18 protein-coding genes and 1 pseudogene are annotated in these 18,032 nt (G+C 63.5%); 8 read left to right on the forward strand and 11 right to left on the reverse strand.

Going from position 1 to position 18,032, the window contains the following annotated elements; genetic code table 11:
- Positions 1–151: 151 nt before the first annotated feature.
- The 4 genes from WN982_RS31565 to WN982_RS31580 all read left to right on the forward strand — a co-directional run bounded on the left by WN982_RS31565 (position 152) and on the right by WN982_RS31580 (position 3,697).
- A complete protein-coding gene (locus WN982_RS31565; protein ID WP_341315963.1) occupies positions 152–1,474 on the forward strand; it encodes an MFS transporter in 1,323 nt (440 codons plus the stop codon).
- A gap of 51 nt (positions 1,475–1,525) precedes the next feature.
- Entirely contained in the window at positions 1,526–2,566 is a 1,041-nt protein-coding gene (locus tag WN982_RS31570) for an amidohydrolase family protein (protein ID WP_341315964.1), read from the forward strand.
- The gene (locus WN982_RS31575) at positions 2,563–3,231 is read left to right on the forward strand and encodes an RraA family protein (RefSeq protein ID WP_341315965.1); all 669 of its coding nucleotides are present in this window, start codon (positions 2,563–2,565) and stop codon (positions 3,229–3,231) included. Before WN982_RS31570 ends, WN982_RS31575 begins: the two co-directional genes overlap by 4 nt.
- 73 nt (positions 3,232–3,304) lie before the next feature.
- Positions 3,305–3,697: a hypothetical protein gene (locus tag WN982_RS31580; protein WP_341319479.1), complete on the forward strand. Its 393-nt coding sequence runs from the start codon at positions 3,305–3,307 to the stop codon at positions 3,695–3,697.
- A 355-nt stretch (positions 3,698–4,052) separates the two neighbouring features.
- On the opposite strand, the gene WN982_RS31585 is transcribed toward WN982_RS31580, so the two are convergent.
- A complete protein-coding gene (locus WN982_RS31585; RefSeq protein WP_172160753.1) occupies positions 4,053–4,427 on the reverse strand; it encodes a VOC family protein in 375 nt (124 codons plus the stop codon).
- A gap of 95 nt (positions 4,428–4,522) precedes the next feature.
- On the opposite strand from WN982_RS31585, the pseudogene WN982_RS31590 reads away from it, so the two are divergent.
- Positions 4,523–4,654 (forward strand): annotated as a pseudogene (locus WN982_RS31590) (tyrosine-type recombinase/integrase); the annotation flags it as partial.
- A gap of 174 nt (positions 4,655–4,828) precedes the next feature.
- Here WN982_RS31590 and WN982_RS31595 read toward each other — a convergent pair.
- Positions 4,829–5,806, reverse strand: a complete 978-nt coding sequence (locus tag WN982_RS31595; RefSeq protein ID WP_341319480.1) for a helix-turn-helix domain-containing protein — start codon at positions 5,804–5,806, stop codon at positions 4,829–4,831.
- A 139-nt stretch (positions 5,807–5,945) separates the two neighbouring features.
- On the opposite strand from WN982_RS31595, the gene WN982_RS31600 reads away from it, so the two are divergent.
- Both WN982_RS31600 and WN982_RS31605 read left to right on the forward strand, forming a co-directional pair.
- Positions 5,946–6,236 (forward strand): hypothetical protein, encoded by a 291-nt coding sequence (locus WN982_RS31600; protein ID WP_341315966.1) that lies wholly within the window; start codon positions 5,946–5,948, stop codon positions 6,234–6,236.
- Positions 6,237–6,721: 485 nt separating this feature from the next.
- Positions 6,722–6,982, forward strand: a complete 261-nt coding sequence (locus tag WN982_RS31605) for a GNAT family N-acetyltransferase (RefSeq protein ID WP_341319481.1) — start codon at positions 6,722–6,724, stop codon at positions 6,980–6,982.
- 364 nt (positions 6,983–7,346) lie between these two features.
- On the opposite strand, the gene WN982_RS31610 is transcribed toward WN982_RS31605, so the two are convergent.
- Positions 7,347–8,057, reverse strand: coding sequence for an HAD-IA family hydrolase (locus WN982_RS31610; protein WP_341315967.1), 711 nt, complete (start codon positions 8,055–8,057; stop codon positions 7,347–7,349).
- Between the two features lie 134 nt (positions 8,058–8,191).
- Between WN982_RS31610 and WN982_RS31615 the strand changes: the two genes are divergently transcribed.
- Positions 8,192–9,163: a LysR family transcriptional regulator gene (locus WN982_RS31615; protein ID WP_341315968.1), complete on the forward strand. Its 972-nt coding sequence runs from the start codon at positions 8,192–8,194 to the stop codon at positions 9,161–9,163.
- On the opposite strand, the gene WN982_RS31620 is transcribed toward WN982_RS31615, so the two are convergent.
- The 8 genes from WN982_RS31620 to WN982_RS31655 form a co-directional block, all read right to left on the reverse strand.
- Positions 9,134–9,580 (reverse strand): AraC family transcriptional regulator, encoded by a 447-nt coding sequence (locus WN982_RS31620; RefSeq protein WP_341315969.1) that lies wholly within the window; start codon positions 9,578–9,580, stop codon positions 9,134–9,136. The two genes, WN982_RS31615 and WN982_RS31620, sit on opposite strands and share 30 nt — an antisense overlap.
- On the reverse strand, positions 9,577–10,755 hold the full coding sequence (locus WN982_RS31625; RefSeq protein ID WP_341315970.1) for an FAD-binding oxidoreductase: 1,179 nt from the start codon (positions 10,753–10,755) through the stop codon (positions 9,577–9,579). Before WN982_RS31625 ends, WN982_RS31620 begins: the two co-directional genes overlap by 4 nt.
- On the reverse strand, positions 10,752–12,122 hold the full coding sequence (locus WN982_RS31630; RefSeq protein WP_341315971.1) for an NAD(P)/FAD-dependent oxidoreductase: 1,371 nt from the start codon (positions 12,120–12,122) through the stop codon (positions 10,752–10,754). Before WN982_RS31630 ends, WN982_RS31625 begins: the two co-directional genes overlap by 4 nt.
- Entirely contained in the window at positions 12,107–12,421 is a 315-nt protein-coding gene (locus tag WN982_RS31635) for a (2Fe-2S)-binding protein (RefSeq protein ID WP_341315972.1), read from the reverse strand. Before WN982_RS31635 ends, WN982_RS31630 begins: the two co-directional genes overlap by 16 nt.
- A complete protein-coding gene (locus WN982_RS31640; RefSeq protein ID WP_341315973.1) occupies positions 12,418–14,265 on the reverse strand; it encodes an ABC transporter ATP-binding protein in 1,848 nt (615 codons plus the stop codon). The genes WN982_RS31635 and WN982_RS31640 overlap by 4 nt, the downstream gene beginning before the upstream one ends.
- Positions 14,265–15,212, reverse strand: a complete 948-nt coding sequence (locus WN982_RS31645) for an ABC transporter permease (protein WP_341315974.1) — start codon at positions 15,210–15,212, stop codon at positions 14,265–14,267. The genes WN982_RS31640 and WN982_RS31645 overlap by 1 nt, the downstream gene beginning before the upstream one ends.
- Complete coding sequence (locus WN982_RS31650; protein ID WP_341315975.1) at positions 15,209–16,162, reverse strand: ABC transporter permease; 954 nt, start codon at positions 16,160–16,162, stop codon at positions 15,209–15,211. The genes WN982_RS31645 and WN982_RS31650 overlap by 4 nt, the downstream gene beginning before the upstream one ends.
- A gap of 225 nt (positions 16,163–16,387) precedes the next feature.
- The gene (locus tag WN982_RS31655; RefSeq protein ID WP_341315976.1) at positions 16,388–18,004 is read right to left on the reverse strand and encodes an ABC transporter substrate-binding protein; all 1,617 of its coding nucleotides are present in this window, start codon (positions 18,002–18,004) and stop codon (positions 16,388–16,390) included.
- Between the last annotated feature and the right edge of the window lie 28 nt (positions 18,005–18,032).

Here is an 18,032-nt window from a genome sequence, read left to right on the forward strand (position 1 = left end):
ACGTCACGCTTGAGCCGGACGCCATAGCCACTCGCGAACGGCCTGAAAGCGCGGCCTGCATGGCCGTGAGGAACTGCCGGCAACGATCCGGCGGTCAGACGATAAGCACGCGGCAACGGCCACAGCCGTCGCCTGCAAGGCAGGAGACAGCATGACCCATTTCGACGAAGCGACGACCATGCGAAAAGTGTACGGGCGGCTCATGCCCCTGCTTTTCGCCATGATGTTTTTCAACTATCTGGACCGGATCAACATCGGCTTCGCAGCGCTCGACATGAACCGGCAACTGGGCTTTAGTCCGGCGGTGTTCGGTTTTGCCGGCAGCATCTTTTTCGTCGGCTACATGCTGCTGGAGGTGCCGAGCAACCTGCTGCTGCATCGCGTCGGCGCGCGTCGCTGGATCGCCCGCATCCTGCTCACCTGGGGCGCGGTGGCGGCGGCGACCGCCTTCGTCTTCAACGATTCGAGCTTCTACGTTTTGCGCTTCCTGCTGGGCGTGATGGAAGCCGGCTTTCTGCCGGGGGTGGCGGTCTATCTGACCAAGTGGTTTCCCGTGCGGTATCGGGCCCGGGCTGTGGGCGGCTACATCATCGCCGGCTCGTTTTCGGCCGTACTGGGCGGTCCGATCTCGACGGCCTTGATGACCTACGCGAACGGCATCCTCGGTTTGCAGGGGTGGCAGTGGATGTTCATCCTCGAAGGCGTACCGGCGATGCTGTTGGGCCTGCTCACGCTGCGCATCATGACCGAGCGCCCCGCCGATGCAAGCTGGCTCGCCGACGACGAGAAACGCTGGCTCGAGTCAACCCTCGATTCCGAGCGCAAAGCGCTTGGCGGACAGGCTCATTTCTCGCTGCTGCGGGTGGCGAACGACATCCGCGTATGGAGCCTCGCGTGTCTGTTCGGCTGTGCGCTGGTCGGCATTTATGGCCTGTTCCTGTGGCTGCCGCAGATCGTCAAAAGCCTCGGCCACCTGAGCAACCTCGAAGTCGGCTTTCTATCGGCCGCGCCGCCGCTGCTGGGCGTGCTGGGAACGTTCGTGATCAGCCGCAGTTCCGATCGCAGCGGTGACCGCAAGAAACATCTTGCGTTCGTGTACGGCATGAGCGCACTGGCAATAGCGGGTAGCGCCTACGCGCCAAACCCGGTGATCGCCTACGTGCTGCTGTGCCTGACCGGGCTTTTCATCTACGCCGGCAACCCGTTGTTCTGGAGCCTCGCGTCGTCGTTCAGAACCGGTGCAGCGGGCGCGGCGACGATCGCGCTCATCAATACCGTCGCGCAGTTCGGCGGCCTGATCGGACCATGGAGTATCGGGCTCGTGCGCAATGCGACGGGCAACTTCAAGCTGGCGCTGCTGACGATCGCGGCTTTTCTGGTGGTCGCGACGATCATCGCGCTGGTCATGCGCGTCACGCCGGCCGAGGACGAGGCAGCCTCGCTCGCGGCCGCCGACCCCGCGCCGCGGACCTGACTTCAATCGCAACACTGACAGACAACGCCGACAGACAACGGATATCCAAGCATGATCATCGATTGCCACGGTCACTACACGACCTCACCGCCGCAGCACGAGGTCTGGCGCGCGAAGCAGGTTGCCGCCCTGCAAGACGGCGTGCCGCCGCCACCGCGGCCGGTCATCAGCGACAACGAGATTCGCGAGAGCATCGAAACCGGCCAGCTTCGAATCCAGCGCGAACGCGGCACCGACCTGACGATTTTCTCGCCGCGCGCGGCCGGCATGGGCCATCACCTCGCCACCGCCGATGCCAACGCATCCTGGTCGAGCGCATGCAATGACCTCGTGCATCGCGTGTGCACCCTCTTCCCGCGCAATTTCGCCGCCGTCTGCCAATTGCCGCAAGCGCCGGGCGTGCCGGCCGCCAACTGCATCGCCGAGTTGCGGCGCTGCGTGGAGGAACTGGGTTTCATCGGCTGCAATCTGAACCCCGATCCGTCCGGCGGCCATTGGGCGGGACCGCCGCTCACCGACCGCTCGTGGTATCCGCTCTACGAAGCGATGGTGGAGCTCGACGTGCCAGCGATGATTCACGTCTCATCGTCGTGCAATCCGAATTTCCACGCGACGGGCGCGCACTACATCAACGGCGACACGTCAGCGTTCATGCAACTGTTGGCGGCAGATCTGTTCGCCGACTTCCCGACGCTGCGCTTCATCATCCCGCACGGCGGCGGCGCGGTGCCGTATCACTGGGGACGCTATCGCGGGCTTGCTCAGGACATGAAGCGGCCGCTGCTCAACGAGTACCTGTTGAAGAACGTGTTCTTCGACACCTGCGTCTATCACCAGCCGGGCGCCGAGCTGCTCGCCAAGGTCATACCGGTCGGGAACATCCTGTTTGCGTCCGAGACGATCGGCGCGGTCCAGGGCATCGATCCCGAGACCGGGCACTACTACGACGACACGCGGCGCTATATCGACGCCATCGCCTGGCTCAGCCCCGCGGACCGGCAACGTATCTACGAGGACAACGCCCGCGCGGTGTACGGGCGTTTGTCGCGTCAACTCGAACTGCAATTTTCAGTGGAAGGTGCAGCAATATGAATCCGATCGGATGGCGTGAATACGAGTCCGCGCCGCAAACGAGCGCCGCAACGCTCGACGCCCTGCGTGAGCTGGCGGTCTCGCTTCTAAGCGACAACATGGCCCGCTCGAGCGGCATGGTCGGCCTGCATCCCTTTCATCAACCGAAGCCGATGGCCGGAACCGCGGTCACGGTGCGCACGCGGGCCGGCGACAATCTGGCGATTCATCGCGCTTTCGACTTTTGCCGGCCGGGAGATGTGCTGGTGATCGACGGCGCCGGGGAACTCACGCAGGCGCTGATGGGCGACATCATGGCCAGCTTCGCGGAGAGCCTGGGCGTGCAGGGTCTGGTGATCGACGGCGCTATCCGCGACGTGGGCGCGATACGGAAACGCGATTTTCCGGTGTACGCGCGTGCTGTCACGCATCGTGGCCCCTACAAGAACGGCCCGGGGGAGATCAACGTGCCGGTGACCGTCGGCGGGATGGTGGTGCATCCTGGCGACGTTATCGTCGGCGATGAAGACGGCTTGCTCGCGATTCCGATCGGCGACGTGGAAACGGTGATCGAAGGCGCGCGGCGGCAAGCTGCAAAGGAAGCCACGGCGCTGAGTTCGATCGGCGACGGTTGCTTCGATCGTTCATGGGTGATTCCGCACCGCGACCGGATGATGAATGGCTGACGTGCAGGCGAGCGCCTGTTATTCTGCGTCGCGTCGGCGTCATCCACTCAACCCTGAACAGAATCGGTCCGTCATGCCGGAACATCTAGATGCTTCAGCCCTCATCGAACTCGCGAAGCGTGCTGAAAGTGTCGCCAGTGCGCCATGCAGCTGTACGCGAACTTCGTTGGACGGCTGGCAATCCCAACCGCTTTCTCTAGACGAAACACAGTTTCAGGAGATCGGCACGCTCGTATCGGATGATGAAGCCGAACCCACGTTCAGCGAGTTCCTGCCGGGAAAAACGAGTTATTGGTCTTCCGATGCGCCCATCGCGCCGCGTTACTTTCCCTACAACCGTTGTGGCGTGTGGGAATGTTCACACTGCAGCCGTCTCTATTTGCGTTATACCGAAGGCGGCGGATACTTCGTCGATCGCAGGATCCGCGCCGTGCAATCAGCCTTGATTCAAGACGTTCCTCTATGACTGGTCGAGCGATCGATCGTGGGCAAATGTGTCTGTGAAAACCGATCTATAAAAATCAATGACCTGCGCATGTTGCCGGGCGCTGCCAGGTTTGTGAAAACCAAACTCGCTATGCTTGCTGCGGCTAAATATGTTTGTGAAAAGTCCGACCCGGATGAATGTGCGCAGATACATTACCGTGGCCCCCAACCCTTGCAAGCAGGAATCGAAACACGCATAGCGCCCGTGCGATCACCGCCCGGCTGGGCTCGCCCCATAGCGCGCGCTCGGAACGCCCAGCAGACCGCCGAATAACGGACGCTCAACGTTTGACATGAGAGGCGGCCTAGCCTCGCGAGTCCGCTCGATGGAAGGGTTAGGCCTCAGGTTGGTGGCAAACCACTTCGATGTTGTGCCCGTCCGGACCAATGACAAAAGCTGCATAGTAGTTCGCGTGGTAGTGCGGGCGCGGACCAGGCGCACCATTGTCTTTGCCACCCGCCTCCAGAGCCGCGCGATAGAAAGCTTCGACTTGCTGGCGATTCTCGGCCGTGAACGCCAAGTGAAGATGCGCCGGCTTCTCCTCGGTTTGGTACAGGCACAATGAAGCCTTACCCTGTGGGCTTAGCTCGACACCGTACGTCGGCGGCCCCTCCGAGACAACAGCTACGCCGAGCGGTTCGAGTGCCTTGAGGAAGAACGCTTTGCTCGCTGCATAGTCGCTGACTCCGAATTTGACGTGGTCGAACATGAGTTCTCCTGAAGTGTGTGGGCCTGCGCGAGGCCTAACGTGATTTAGAGATCACCGCGATGTTGCCACACGTAGCCACAAGTAGCCACCGGTGGCAGTCGGGGTATGACATCCGCACGGTGCAGGAGTTGCCCGGTCACGCAGACGTAACCGCCACGATGATCTACACGCACGTGCTGAAGGTTGGCGGTGGAGGCGTGCCGAGCCCACTGGACTCGTTGCCTTGAAGGCGGGCAACCGCAAAGCAGACCGTGGCGAATGACCGAAAGTGGCCGAACCCGGAAATTCGATGTCGATCCGGCTCGGTCGAGCCTGGGCCGACATCGAATTTCCGTAGCCAACCCGTTGCAGTCCTTCAGCATTGCCGGCTGAAGGTCACATATCTGCCGGAAAGCAGGCTTTCACATGTCGTCTGCCCTGGCGCCACGTAGCTCGCGCACCCCGCGCCCAAGGCGCCGGCGCAACAGTGTGCGCAACGTCGCGCCATCGACATAACCGACCGCCGTGGCAATCGCCTCAATGTCGAGGCGGCTCGTGCGAAGGAGATGAACGGCTCGCTCGACGCGAAGGTCCTGGAAGTAAGACAGCGGAGATTTTCCAAGCACAGCCTCGATGCGGCGCTGCAGTGTTCGCGTACTGGTTGCCAGGGCGCTCGCTGCTGCATCAAGCGAAAAGCCCTCAGCGAGCCGGCCTCTTGCCCAGCGCTCGAAGCGCTCGACGAGCGGATCTGCGCGCGCGAGATGATCCGGGATCATGTAGGGCGCTTGCGAAGGTCGTGCGTCCACCAGCAGATAGCGGGCTACAACCGATGCCAGATCGGGACTCGCCTGATTCAGCAGCCAAAGAGCGAGATCGAGGTGCCCCATCGCGGCGCCCGCAGTGGTGAAGTCGCCCGACGGCACCACCATGCGAGCGCTGTCCAGGCGAACCTCCGGGTAACGCTGGCGAAACAGAGGCGCGAGCCACCACGTTGTGGTGGCTTCCTGGCCATTCAGCAAGCCAGATTCCGCCAGCACGAAAGTGCCAATGCAAGCGGTCGCGATCTTCACGCCTTCCGCGTGACTTTGACGGAGCAATGCCATTGCATCGACCACGTCGCGCCGCGCGAGCGCCGACACCAGTTGCTCCGGCATTTTTGTGGCGAGTGCCGGCACGACCAGCCAGTCCGGCCGGTCCATTGCGCTCACCGGCTTGACCGGCACGCGCATGCCCAAAGCAGTCCGCACATCGCGCCGCATACCGATCACATCGATTTCAAAGTGCGGGCCGACGCCGGGCTGCTGGACGGCGGCCAGATCGTTTGCGGTGGTGCAAGCGTCGAGCACCGCGGAAAGCCCCGTGTCGAACACGCCGTCGAGAGCGAGAATCGTCAACTTCATGTCGTAAATGACCTCAAAAATGTCATTTACGACAATAGTACGCATGCGCGTTCCTGTCTACAGTGGTCCTCAATCCGAACGCAACCTGTCCGCGTTGCCCGGACGACATCCTGATCAACCTTTGTAACTGGAGCAGACGATGAAAGTGATGGCGATTGGGACACTCAAGCCGCTTACCCCCGAGCAACAGCAGATCTATATGCCGAAGGAAGTCCCGGCAACGCTGAAGCTGTACCTTGATGGGAAGATGGAGCAATTCTGGTTACGGGACCAGATGAAGGGCGTTATTTTCCTGATGAACGTAGATTCGGTCGACGAGGCCGACAAGCTTCTGAAGGCGTTGCCGCTCGGCCGGGATAACCTCCTGACGTTCGACTTGATGCAAGTCGGACCGCTTGCACCGCTCGGCATCCTGATGAACGCCGTTTGATGGCGCAGCACGAAGTAGAGCGGTCAAAAGGAACCGGTATGAACCATTCAACACAATCCAGCCTCGATCACCCCATCTGGGCAGCCCTGACAACCAGACAGGCGCATCTGCGCCAAGGCGATCTGCTTGCCCGTCGCTACCACCCCGACGTGGCTCCGTTTGCAGCTGTGGCGTGCGAGACCCCTGCGGCCTACCAGGCGCTCCACCAGCTCCTGCTGCCTCATGAGCAGGTAGCGTTGCTGTCCTTCGATCCTGTCGTTCCAATCGATGCTCTGCGAGCAGAACGTATGGGTGTGCTCCATCAGATGGTAGCCACTCGCCACGAAGCCAGACGCATGGACGATCCGGAAGTGATCTCCCTGAGTAACGCCGATGCGAAAGACATGCGCAATCTGGTCCAGAAGACCAAACCCGGTCCTTTCGGTAAGCGAACCCACGAGATGGGCAACTACATCGGAATTCGCGACCGGGGGCGTCTCATTGCGATGGCAGGAGAACGAATGCGCCTCGACGGATACGTTGAGATAAGCGCGGTTTGCGTGGATGACGACTGGCGTGGCAGAGGCCTTGCTGGTCGGCTTGTGAATCTCCTGTGCAGGGAAATCGAGCGTCGTGGGGAGACTCCATTCCTGCACGTATTCAGTGACAATCAATCCGCGATCGGGCTGTATGAACGTCTTGGATTCGAGTTGCGGCGCACGTTCCTCCTTGCCCTGATCAGACATGCTGATCCAGGATCGGCGTGATGCGATTTTCCTGTTGGTGCATCGAGGACGTACGCCCGCTCGCTTGCGCCGGCACGAATACCCGGGGTCGGCGGAGGTCTGATGTGTGCCTGCGAGCCCCAGTATGAAGGCGCCGTCGGCGCTGCGACTTGCGCTGGTTTTCGGCCTTCTCCGCTTTTGCGCCCCCTTGTCGCGCCGGGTTTCCCGGCGCATCAGAACCGGAGCGATTCCTCCGAGGATGCCTACCGAGGCCAGTAAGATTTGGAGCGTCAGGCTCTCTCTCCGAGCTCCTGCCGGCATAGCGGTGCAATCTTCCGTGCCGACGCGCGGTATCCAGCCCTGACGAACCGGCGATCGTCCCACGCACGCCGGCCACATCGGGTAATCAAGCGCCCCGCGCTTCCGCCTCGACCGCATCAGCAAGCGCCGCCATTGTCGCGAACTTGAACGTCGGCGTCGCGACCTCAGAAGGCGTCGGCGTCGCGCCGAAACCCTTCATACCCTGCCGGCGTTCGATCCAGCACGTCGAATAACCCAGCCCGGTTGCCACGCCGATGTCGTGGTACTGGCTCTGCGCCGTATGCAGGATCTCGCCGAACTTGTAGCCGAACGCCGCTTGGCGCCCACGGTTGTACGCAAAGAATTGCGGATCGGGTTTGGCGACACCGGTCTCGTCGCACGTCACCGTGTCGTCGAACGGATCGCCGAGCGTATAGGCATAGGACGAAAGCGCCACGCGGTCGGCGTTCGTCATGGCCACCAGGCGAAAGTGTTTGCGCAGGCGTTTGAGCGCGTCGACGGAATCGCTGAATGCGGGCCAATCGAGCACATCGCGCTGGAACGCCGCGGCGGTTTGTGCATCGCCGGGCAGGGCCAACTCTTTTGCGAGCGACAAATAAACATTCGCCATCTCCTTACTCGAACGGCCCGGATGTTTTTCGCGGCCACGCATGTAGGGCTGAAAGATCTGGTCATCGGTCAGATCCTTTGCCGCGTTGCCGCCAAGCCGGCGCACCGAGGCGAGAACCCCGGTTTCAAAGTCGATCAGCGTACCGACGACGTCGAAAGTCAGAACCTTGAATTGAGTCAGTTTCATTTCGTAATCCTTTGAAGTCCGTAAGTCATGTTCAGTGAATGACGCACCGCACTACCGCGCGTTTCACAAAAATATACGGGGCGATCTTATTGACAGCAATTCCCTAATTGTTGGACCTGGCATAACATGAAGTTATGCCCAGTCTCCGCAGAAAACTACCCAGCGCGAACGCATTGTTCGTCTTCGAAGCCGCCGCCCGTTGTGGCAATTTCACGCGCGCCGCGCAGGAGTTGTACGTCAGTCAACCGGCTGTCAGCAGAATGCTCGCGCGCATGGAGGATCATCTCGGCGTGCAGTTGTTCGAGCGCGTGCGCGGCGGGATTGAACTGACGGAAAACGGCAAGATCCTCTACCGCAAGATCAGTGACGGATTTGGAGGAATAGAAGACGCGATCCGCGAAATCGAAGCGCGCGCCACCGGTGTGGAAACCGTCACGCTATCGGTATCCACAGCGTTCACCACGCACTGGCTGATGCCGCGGCTGAACCGCCTCAATCAGGCGTTCCCGTCGATCGATCTGCGCTTCCAGCTGATTTCAGGGCGTATCGGCGGCCCGCTCGTCGACGTCGATCTCGGCATGCGCTTCCTGAAGGACGAGGAATTCGACGCCAACAGCGCGCTCGTGATGCCCGAGACGCTGCTGCCCGTATGCAACCCTCGCTATTACGTACAGATGCAGCAGGATGCCGGCCGCGAAAAAGGCGACACGGTGATCGTCATGGACGACGAAGAACGCGGCTGGCACGAGCGCTTTACGGCGTTCGCGGAACATCGGCGGCGTGCGGCGCACATGCTGAGTTTCAACGACTACGCAATCGTCGTACAGGCCGCCTTGCTCGGCCAGGGCGTCGCGCTCGGCTGGCTCAACGTGGTGGCGCACTGGTTGTGCGAAGGCGCGCTGTTGCCGGCCGAAAACGAAATCATCGTGACGAACCGGCGCTTCTGTGTCGTGTCGCCACCCAATCGGCCGATGCGGCCGATCGTGGCAAGCTTGCGCGACTGGATCATCGAAGAAACGCGGGCGGATATGCACAAGGTCGATCGCACGCACCCGGCGCTCGGCATCCGCGCCGCGCTAAAAAAAGCCGGACTGGTGCTCGACTGAGCGCTCGGCATTCATCGGCGCAACTGGCGCCGCTGCTCTCGTCCCCCGTTTTGTGCTGGGCACGGACTGCATGCCGCCATGCGTCGCCGTGTTCGCCGCCGCGCGCTCGATAAACATGCTGGGCGTCATTCCGCAGCATCGTTTGAAATGGCGGCCGAAGTGGCTCTGATCGAAGAAGCCGACCTCGGTCGCGACGACGGATCCGGGCACGCCTTCGAGCAACAACGTCTGCGCGCGTTGAATCCGCAGGCCGCACAGATACCGGTACGGCGACGATCCGTACTGCTGGCGGAACACGGTCGCAAACCGCGAAACGCTGAGGGCGGACAGCTCGGCAAGCTGCGCGAGCGTCACCGGCTCCGCGAAATGAGCTTCGATAAATGCCCGGGCAGCATTGAGCGTGATGGACTGTTTCATGACGTCGCGATTTCGGAATGGGCGGCCGGGCGCTTCGCAAAACGCGCGATGGAAAACGCGTCGAGCGGAATCGGCGTGCTGCCTGTGTCGGCCAGTTCGGCCAGCGTCTCGCCTACCCCCGGGCCGATCTGGAAACCCGAGCCGCAGAAGCCGAACGCGTAGTACAGGCCGTCCACCTTGCTGCTCGGTCCGATCACCGGCTCGCCGTCGGGCAGATAACTCTCCACGCCGCTCCAGACGCGAATCACATGCAGCGGCGCCATCGCGGGCACGAGGCGGCGCAGCTGCGCCAGTTGACGCACGGTGTTGCGCGGCACGACCGAAGCGCGAGACGTGGCGGCATCCGCCGGGCCACCGGGACCGCCGCCGAGAATGATGTTGCCGCGCGGAATCTGGCGGAAATAGATGCTCTCTTCCTTCACCGACGTGAAGACCCCCATCGACGACCTGAACACATACGGCACAGGCTCCGTGACGGCCATTTGCGGCCCGCTGGCGGTCAGCGGCACGGATTCGCCGAACTGCTCGCTAAGCCGGTTCGCCCAGGCGCCTGCGCAGATCACCAGTTGCGCCGCGCGATAGACGTCGCCGCGCGCGCTCTCCACGCGAAACCGGTCACCGTCCTTTTCGACCCGGACGATCTCCGTGTTCTCCACGATCCGCGCGCCCAGACGTGCAGCCGCCCGGCCGAACGCCGGCGCGGCGAGACGCGGGTTCGCGTGGCCGTCGAGCGGCGAAATCGACGCCGCCAGCACCTCGCGCCCGAGGAACGGAAAGCGCCGGAACATCGCTTCGCCGTGCAGCACTTCGAGCTCGAGACCATACGCGCGCGCGTCGATCGCGTACTGGTCGAAATTCTCCACGTCCTTCTGGTGGTAGCACACGCGCGTATGGCCCGACGGCAGGAACTCGATGTCCTCGCCGAGCAGCGCCGCGGAGCGGTGCCAGGTCCGCAGCGCGCGGTTCGCCATCGCCAGTTGCGGCAGCGCGCGGCCTTGCCGGCGAATCCCGCCGAAGTTCACACCGCTCGCCTGTTGCCCGGTGAGTCCACGTTCGAGCAGAATCACCGAACGGTTGCGCTGACGCAGGAAGAATGCGGTGCTCGTCCCCATGATGCCGCCGCCGATCACGATCACATCGGCCTCGGTTGCGTTCGTTGCGTTCGTCGCGCTCATTCGCTCACCTCCTCGACAAGCGCCACGGGCAACGGCTTGACAGGCGCCTGCCCGCGCAGCCGTCCCACCGAGGACAACGGCACCGACGCCGCCGCCGCGATAACCTCAGCGCCCGCGTGGCCGCAATAGCGTCCCTGGCAGCGCCCCATGCCGACGCGCGAAAACGCCTTCGCGCGATTGGCCTCCTGCGCGCCGGTCTCACGCACAACGCGGCGCAATTCGCCCGCGGTAATCGCCTCGCAGCGGCAGACGATCGTGTCGTCCGGGATCGACGCGGCGAATTTCGCCGGCCACGGAAAGGCTTCCCGCAAACCCGCGGCAAAGCGCGTGAAGCGGGCGAGTTCCGCGCGCAAGCGCTCGACACCCTCGACTCGCATGCCGTGGTCGTGCATCGCCGCGAGCGCTGCAAGACGGCCCGAACGTTCAGCGGCATCCGCGCCGCGAACCCGTGCGCCATCGCCCGCCAGGTAGATGCCCTTCAGGCTGCTGCGGCCGTCCGTGTCGATTTGCGGCAGCCATTGCTGAGTGCTGTCGTCGAACAGAAACCGGCAACCCGCGAGGTCCGCAAGCTGTGTTTCGGGACGCAGGTGATAACCGAGCGCGACGGCCTCGCACGCGACCTCGAAGCGCTCGCCGCTGCGCAACGCGACTTCGACGCCGCTCACGCCGTCTTGCGGCGAACCCTTGATTTCGATCGGCTGCACCCCGCGATGAACCGGCACACGCGCCTGCGCCAGTACGCGTGTCAACGCAATACCCTTTCGGAGCGCGGAAGGAATCGCCAGCAGGCGGGGCAACGCGGCAACGCGCTGGATGAACGTCGACGTATCGAGCACCGCGGCTACCTGCGCGCCTGCCTTCACGTATTGCGCGGCGACGAGATACAGCAGCGGGCCGCTGCCCATCATCACGGTGCGTGCGCCGATCGCACAGCCCTGCGATTTCAGCGCGACCTGCGCGCCGCCCAGGCTGTAAGTGCCGGCGAGATGCCAGCCCTTGACCGGCATCAGCCGATCCGTCGCGCCGCTGCAAACGATAAGAGAATCGAACGCGAGCGTCCGGTACTGCGTCCCGCTCACCAGATGCACGGTGTTCGGCGTGATGTTCCAGACCAATGTCTCCGGCAGATAGTCGAGCTTGCCCTTGAGCGCATCGAAGCTCTGATGCAATGCAGCGGCACGCGCGGCCTCGGTGCCGTATAGCGTCTCGTAGCTGCGCGAAAACCCTTCCGGTTGCCGCCGGTAGATCTGGCCGCCGTCGCGCCGCCCTTCGTCGATGACCGTGGGCCGCAGCCCCGCTTCGACCAGCGCCTGCGCCGCGCGCACACCCGCCGGCCCGGTGCCGATGATGACTACACGCGGGGCCATACACCCTCCCCGGCAGCGGCCAGTTTCGTGACGATCGACATCCCCGGCACGGCGGGCGTACTGCAAGCGCGAATACGCTCGCCTGCCGTCGTCCAGACCCAGCAGTCCTGGCATGCGCCCATCAGACAAAAACCGGCACGGCGGCCGTCGCCGAATTCGGAATCGCGCAACGTCGTCACGCCGGTCAGCAGCGCGACCATCAGCGTGTCGCCCTCGGCGGCCTGCTGCACGACGCCGTCCACCGTGATCGGAAAGGTCTTGCGGCCCGTCTCCGCGACCCGTACAAATCGTCCGTTCATGCCGGGGTCGCCTCTGCGGTTTGCAAGCGGTTCAATTCGGCCACCGGATGATGGCAAAGAATCTCCGCGCCCGAAGGCAGCTTCTTCAGCGACGGCGGCGTCAGATTGCACATTCCGTCGATTCGCACCGGACAGCGCGCGCTGAACGAGCACAACTCGGGAATGTCGGCATTCGGCCCCAGCGGCGGCAAAGCGGCCGCGCCAATCTCGCGGCGCGCGTCGAGCCAGCCGGGCTTAAGCGCAGGAACGGAATCGACCAGCAGCTCCGTGTACGGGTGATACGGCGGCGCCGCGAGCACGTCGCGCTGCCCGGCTTCCACGCGACGCCCCGCGTACAGCACGATCACTTCGTCGCAGATCGCGCGCACGGTCGAGATATCGTGGCTGATGAACATGTACGACACGCCGATCTCGCGCCGCAGTTCACCCAGCAAGTCGAGGATCGCCGCGCCGACCACGGTATCGAGCGCGGAGGTCACCTCGTCGCACAGGATCAACGCCGGATCGGCGGCGAGTGCGCGCGCCAGATTCACGCGCTGCTTCTGACCGCCGGACAGACCGGCAGGCGTGCGCGTCGCGATCGATGCCGGCAGCTTGACGAGATCGAGCAGTTCCAGCATGCGTTTCTTTGCGGCCGAGCCACTCAGGTGGTGATAAAACGCGAGCGGCCGGCCGAGGATATCGGCGATCGAATGGCTCGGGTTCAGCGCGGTGTCGGCGTTCTGAAACACGATCTGGATCTGCCGGTACTGTTCCGGCGTGCGCTGCGACAGTTGCGCGGGCAGCGGCTTGCCGTTGAACAGAACCTCGCCGCGAGCGCGATCGACGAGGCCCGCCACCACCCGCGCCAGCGTCGTCTTGCCGGAGCCGGATTCGCCGATCACACCGAGCGTGCGGCCGCGCGGGATCGACAGACTGACGTCGTCGAGCACCCGCACCGCGGGTACGCCCTCGCTGTCCAGCCTTCCGTAACCCGCCGCGAGGCCGCGAATTTCGAGCAGCGGCGGCAGCACGCGGCCGGTTTTATCGGCCAGCGTGTCGAACTCCATTTCCGGGCGGCGCGTTGCGGCGAGCAGTTGGCGCGTGTAGGCATCGACGGGCGCGTCGAGCACTTGCGCGACCGCGCCGTTCTCCTTCACCGCGCCGCCGTTCAACACGACAATGCGGTCGGCCATTTGCGCGACCACCGCGAGATCGTGCGAGACATACACGGCGGTCGTGCCGAGTTCGCGCACCACTTTCTTGAACGCCGCGAGCACTTCGATCTGCGTGGTGACGTCGAGCGCGGTGGTCGGCTCGTCGAACACGACGACGGCCGGATCGGTAATCAGCGCCATCGCGGCCATCAGCCGCTGTAACTGGCCGCCCGACACCTGGTGCGGATAGCGATCACCGATCGTCTGCGGCGCGGGTAGCGTCAGCGTGCGGAACAGGTCGATCGCCTTGGCGCGCGCGGCGTCTTTTGTCATCAGGTGATGCAGCAAGGCCGGCTCGGTGACCTGATCCATGATCGTGCGCGCCGGGTTGAAACCGGCCGACGCGCTCTGCGCGACATACGCCACCGTCCGCGCCCGCAACGCGCGACGGCCGTTCGCGTCGAGCGACAGCACCTCCACGTCGCCGACTCGCACCGAACCGCCGCTGATCGAACAACCGGCTCGCGCATAGCCGAGCAGCGACAACGCGACGGTCGTCTTGCCCGAACCGGACTCGCCGATCAGCGCGAGCACCTCACCCTTCTTCACCGAAAAATCGACACCCTTGACGATCTCGGTCACGGGACCCGGCGCCGCACCCGCGACGACTCGCAGGCCCTTCACTTCAATCATGTCGTGAGCCGCCATCACGCACCTCCTTGACCACGGCCACGGCGCCGCAGGTTGTCGATCAGCAGATTCATGCCGATGGTCAGCGTCGCGATCGCGACGGCCGGCATCAATACGGCAGGTGCGCCCTCGGACAAGCCGCCGATGTTTTCGCGCACCAGCGAACCCCAGTCGGCGTTCGGCGGTTGCACGCCGAGGCCGAGGAAACTCAGCCCGCTGAGCAGCAGGACGATGAACACGAAGCGCAGGCCGAAATCGGTGAGCATCGGATGGATCATGTTCGGCAGCACTTCGACACGCGCGATGTAGAAGATCCCCTCGCCGCGCGCTCGCGCCACCTGCACGTATTCGAGGCCCATCAGGTTCACCGCCAGCGAGCGCGAAATACGGAAGGCGCCGGGAATATAGGCCAGCGCGGCGACGGTCGTCAGCATCGGGATCGACGAACCGAACGCGGCAATCACGACAAGCGCGAGTATCTTGCTCGGAATCGAAATGAGCGCGTCGAACAGGCGGCTCAGGATCTCGTCGACCCAGCGTCCGGACACGGCCGCCAGCAGACCGAAAAACGTGCCGATCACGCTGGCAAGCACGGCCGCCGCCAGCGCGAGGCCGACTGTGTAGCGCGCGCCGTAGAGAATCCGGCTCAGCATGTCGCGGCCGAGATAGTCGGTGCCGAGCGGATAGGCCGCGCTGTAGGTGCCGAAAATCTCCGTCGACGTGAGCGCACCGCCTTTGTACGGCGCGACCAGCGGCCCGATGAACGCAACGATCAGCCAGAAGGCCACCAGCGCGAGGCCGATCAGGCCCAGCACGGAGAAGCGGTGAACCAGCCGTTTGAACACGCCTTGTTGCAGCGCTGCCGCGTCTGCTACCGGCGGCTCGACGACGAGCTCGTCGCGGCTCACGTCGTACAGTTCCGTGCCGGCGTGAGGCACGTGGGGGTTGGTAGGTCGGCTCATCATTGACGCAGCCTCGGGTTGGATACGATTTGACACAGGTCCGCGATCAGCACGAGCGCGAGATACGCCGCGCAGAACACCATCACGCATCCCTGAACGAGCGGCAGGTCGCGGTTCGTGACGGCATCGACCATCAGGCTCGCGAGACCGGGATAGTTGAAAATCGACTCGACGATCACCACGCCGCCGAACAGATACGACAGGCTCATGGCCACCGCGTTGGCGATCGGACCGATGGTGTTGGGCAGCACATGCCGCAGCACCACGCGCACCGGCGAGGCACCCTTGAGCACGGCCATTTCCACGTACGACGAATTGAGCTGATCGAGCATCGCGGCACGCGTCATACGCGCCATCTGCGCGACGATCACGCAGCACAGCGTCATCACAGGCATCGCGTAGATCCGCAGCAAGGCGCCGAACGAATGCACTTCCGAGAGATAGGACAGCGCGGGCAGCCATCGCAGCTTGACGGCGAAGATCAGCACGGCGATCGTCGCGACCAGGAATTCCGGCACGGCGACCGTCGACAAAGTCAGCACATTGAGTGCGCGGTCGAGCAGCGAGCCGCGGAACATCGCCGACGAAATGCCGATCAGCAACGCGACCGGCACCGAGACCAGCGACGTCAGCCCGGCGAGCACCAGCGAGTTGGGCAGGCGCGTGGCGATCAGCTGGCTGACCGGCAGGTTGTTCGACAACGAGGTGCCGAAATTGCCGCTGACAATATGAACGAGCCACTCGAAGTAGCGTTGCAACGCCGGCTGGTCGAGTCCGAACTGATGCCGCAATGCCGCCACGGCTTCGGGCGTCGCCGCCTGGCCGAGCGCCTGTTGAGCGGCATCGCCGGGAAGCAGGCCGGTGATGGCGAACACGATCGCCGAGACCAGCAGCAGCGTCAGCAGCGCGAGGCCGAGGCGCGCGGCGATGAGTCGTTGCGCGTGTGCTTTCATCGAGAGTCGCCTCCTATGTCGACCAGAGTTGGCGCTTTAGCTGTCGGCCAGAGTTCGCGCTTTAGCGCGTTACTCTGGTCCCATGCAAAGCACTTACTCTGGTCCCATGCAAGATATTTGCGGTTAAAACCGCACGCCAACAAAGTTGGCGTGCGTACTGCCGGGTTTGACTTTCCAGTTCGTCAGACTGGAAACCCTTCCTTCATGCAGCTCAGGTGTCAAAACTCATGCCTCGAGCCAGACGTTTTCCGCGAACATGAAACCCATCAGACCCGCGAGCGGAATCGAGCCGAGGCCCTTGAGTTTCGTCGTGTACGCATCGAGCGAGCTCTGGAAAATCGGAATGCCGATGCCGCCCGTTTCATGCACCAGCACCTGCATGTCGCCGTAGATCTTCTTGCGCTTGGCGTCGTCCGGTTCGCCGCGGGCCGCGACCAGCATCTGGTCGAACTTCGGGCTCTTCCAGTTCGCTTCGTTCCACGGCGCGTCGGACTTGAAGAACTGCGTGAACAGCACGTCGGCGCTAGGACGCGCATTGACCGAGCCGAAGCCCAGCGGATGCTTCATCCAGTGGTTCGACCAGTAGCCGTCGGCCGGCACGCGCGACACCTGCAGATTCAGGCCCGCTTGCGGCGCCACCTGCTGCAGGAACATCGCCATTTCAACCGAGCCTTCCGCCGCCGGCGACGCGAAAATCTGGATCGGCGTGCTGCCGACCTTGGCCTTCTGGAAATGGAACTTCGCCTTGTCCAGATCGAAGGTGCGCTGCGGCAATCCGGCCAGGTAGTACTTGTTGGTCGGGTCGATTGGCTGGTCGTTGCCGATCGCGCCGTAACCCTGGAAGATCGCGCGGCGCATCTGCTCGCGATCCTGCAGGTACATCATGCCTCGACGAAAATCGTCGTTGCCGGTAATGCCGCCTTCGTCGCGAACAACCAGGTCGGTGTACTGGCCCGTCTTCGTCTCCAGCACGGCGAAACCGCCGGCGCCCTTGATCTGGGTAGTCGAGCGCGGGCTCACCGCGTTGATCAGCTGCACGTCGCCCGAGAGCAGCGCGTTCACACGCGCGGATTCGTCGCCGATGCCGATCAACTCGACTTCGTCGAGATGCGGCATGCCCGGCTTCCAGTACTTCTCGTTCTTCACGCCGACCGTGCGCACGCCCGGCGAGAATTCCTTGACCTTGAACGGGCCGGTGCCGACCGCCGTTTTGAAGTCCGTGGTGCCGTCCTTGATGATGAGGAAATGCGAAGTGGCGAGAATCACCGGCAGATCGGCGTTCGGACCTTCGAGCGTGATCGTCACTTCGTTCGGGCCTGTCACCTTCACTTCCTTGATCTGATCGGCCAGCGTCTTCGCTTTCGATGCGGTCGCCGGATCCTTGTGCCGCATGATCGAATACACCACGTCAGCGGGCGTGAGCGCCTTGCCGTCGTGGAACTGCACGCCGGTGCGCAGCTTGGCGACCCACACCGTCGCATCTTTCGTTTCCAGCGATTGCGCGAGCGCCATCTTTGCGCCGAGATGCGAATCGAGCTCGGTCAGGCCGTTGTAGAACATGTTGCAACGGACGTAGTCGGTGCCGAGCGCGCCCTTCGCGGGATCGACCGTATCGGCTGCGGACGCGGACTGCGTCGCCACCCGGATCTTGCCGCCCTGCTTCGGCTTGGCTTGAGCAAACGCCGCGCCACTCGCGGTGAGCAAGCCGGCGCCCGTCATCGACATCATGCCGGCGGCGGCCATCGCGCGCAGCACGTCGCGCCGCGAGGCGCCTTTGGCCGTCAACTGCTCCAACCCGGTGTCGAGTTGGACAGCGCCATGTTGCGAGTTTTCCTTATTCATCGAACGATTCTCCGCGAGGGTTGGCAGG

The sequence above is a fragment of the Paraburkholderia sp. IMGN_8 genome (genome assembly GCF_038050405.1).
In the GTDB taxonomy this organism is placed as follows: domain Bacteria; phylum Pseudomonadota; class Gammaproteobacteria; order Burkholderiales; family Burkholderiaceae; genus Paraburkholderia.

Excerpts from the sequence above, each read along its gene's own strand:
- WN982_RS31565 (WP_341315963.1), top strand. The coding sequence starts at position 152 with ATGACCCATTTCGACGAAGCGACGACCATGCGAAAAGTGTACGGGCGG.
- WN982_RS31655 (WP_341315976.1), bottom strand. The coding sequence starts at position 18,004 with ATGAATAAGGAAAACTCGCAACATGGCGCTGTCCAACTCGACACCGGG.
- WN982_RS31595 (WP_341319480.1), bottom strand. The coding sequence starts at position 5,806 with ATGAAGTTGACGATTCTCGCTCTCGACGGCGTGTTCGACACGGGGCTT.
- WN982_RS31625 (WP_341315970.1), bottom strand. The coding sequence starts at position 10,755 with ATGAGCGCGACGAACGCAACGAACGCAACCGAGGCCGATGTGATCGTG.
- WN982_RS31645 (WP_341315974.1), bottom strand. The coding sequence starts at position 15,212 with ATGATGAGCCGACCTACCAACCCCCACGTGCCTCACGCCGGCACGGAA.
- WN982_RS31635 (WP_341315972.1), bottom strand. The coding sequence starts at position 12,421 with ATGAACGGACGATTTGTACGGGTCGCGGAGACGGGCCGCAAGACCTTT.
- WN982_RS31585 (WP_172160753.1), bottom strand. The coding sequence starts at position 4,427 with ATGTTCGACCACGTCAAATTCGGAGTCAGCGACTATGCAGCGAGCAAA.
- WN982_RS31575 (WP_341315965.1), top strand. The coding sequence starts at position 2,563 with ATGAATCCGATCGGATGGCGTGAATACGAGTCCGCGCCGCAAACGAGC.
- WN982_RS31580 (WP_341319479.1), top strand. The coding sequence starts at position 3,305 with ATGCCGGAACATCTAGATGCTTCAGCCCTCATCGAACTCGCGAAGCGT.
- WN982_RS31600 (WP_341315966.1), top strand. The coding sequence starts at position 5,946 with ATGAAAGTGATGGCGATTGGGACACTCAAGCCGCTTACCCCCGAGCAA.
- WN982_RS31650 (WP_341315975.1), bottom strand. The coding sequence starts at position 16,162 with ATGAAAGCACACGCGCAACGACTCATCGCCGCGCGCCTCGGCCTCGCG.
- WN982_RS31630 (WP_341315971.1), bottom strand. The coding sequence starts at position 12,122 with ATGGCCCCGCGTGTAGTCATCATCGGCACCGGGCCGGCGGGTGTGCGC.
- WN982_RS31615 (WP_341315968.1), top strand. The coding sequence starts at position 8,192 with ATGCCCAGTCTCCGCAGAAAACTACCCAGCGCGAACGCATTGTTCGTC.
- WN982_RS31570 (WP_341315964.1), top strand. The coding sequence starts at position 1,526 with ATGATCATCGATTGCCACGGTCACTACACGACCTCACCGCCGCAGCAC.
- WN982_RS31610 (WP_341315967.1), bottom strand. The coding sequence starts at position 8,057 with ATGAAACTGACTCAATTCAAGGTTCTGACTTTCGACGTCGTCGGTACG.
- WN982_RS31620 (WP_341315969.1), bottom strand. The coding sequence starts at position 9,580 with ATGAAACAGTCCATCACGCTCAATGCTGCCCGGGCATTTATCGAAGCT.
- WN982_RS31605 (WP_341319481.1), top strand. The coding sequence starts at position 6,722 with ATGGCAGGAGAACGAATGCGCCTCGACGGATACGTTGAGATAAGCGCG.
- WN982_RS31640 (WP_341315973.1), bottom strand. The coding sequence starts at position 14,265 with ATGGCGGCTCACGACATGATTGAAGTGAAGGGCCTGCGAGTCGTCGCG.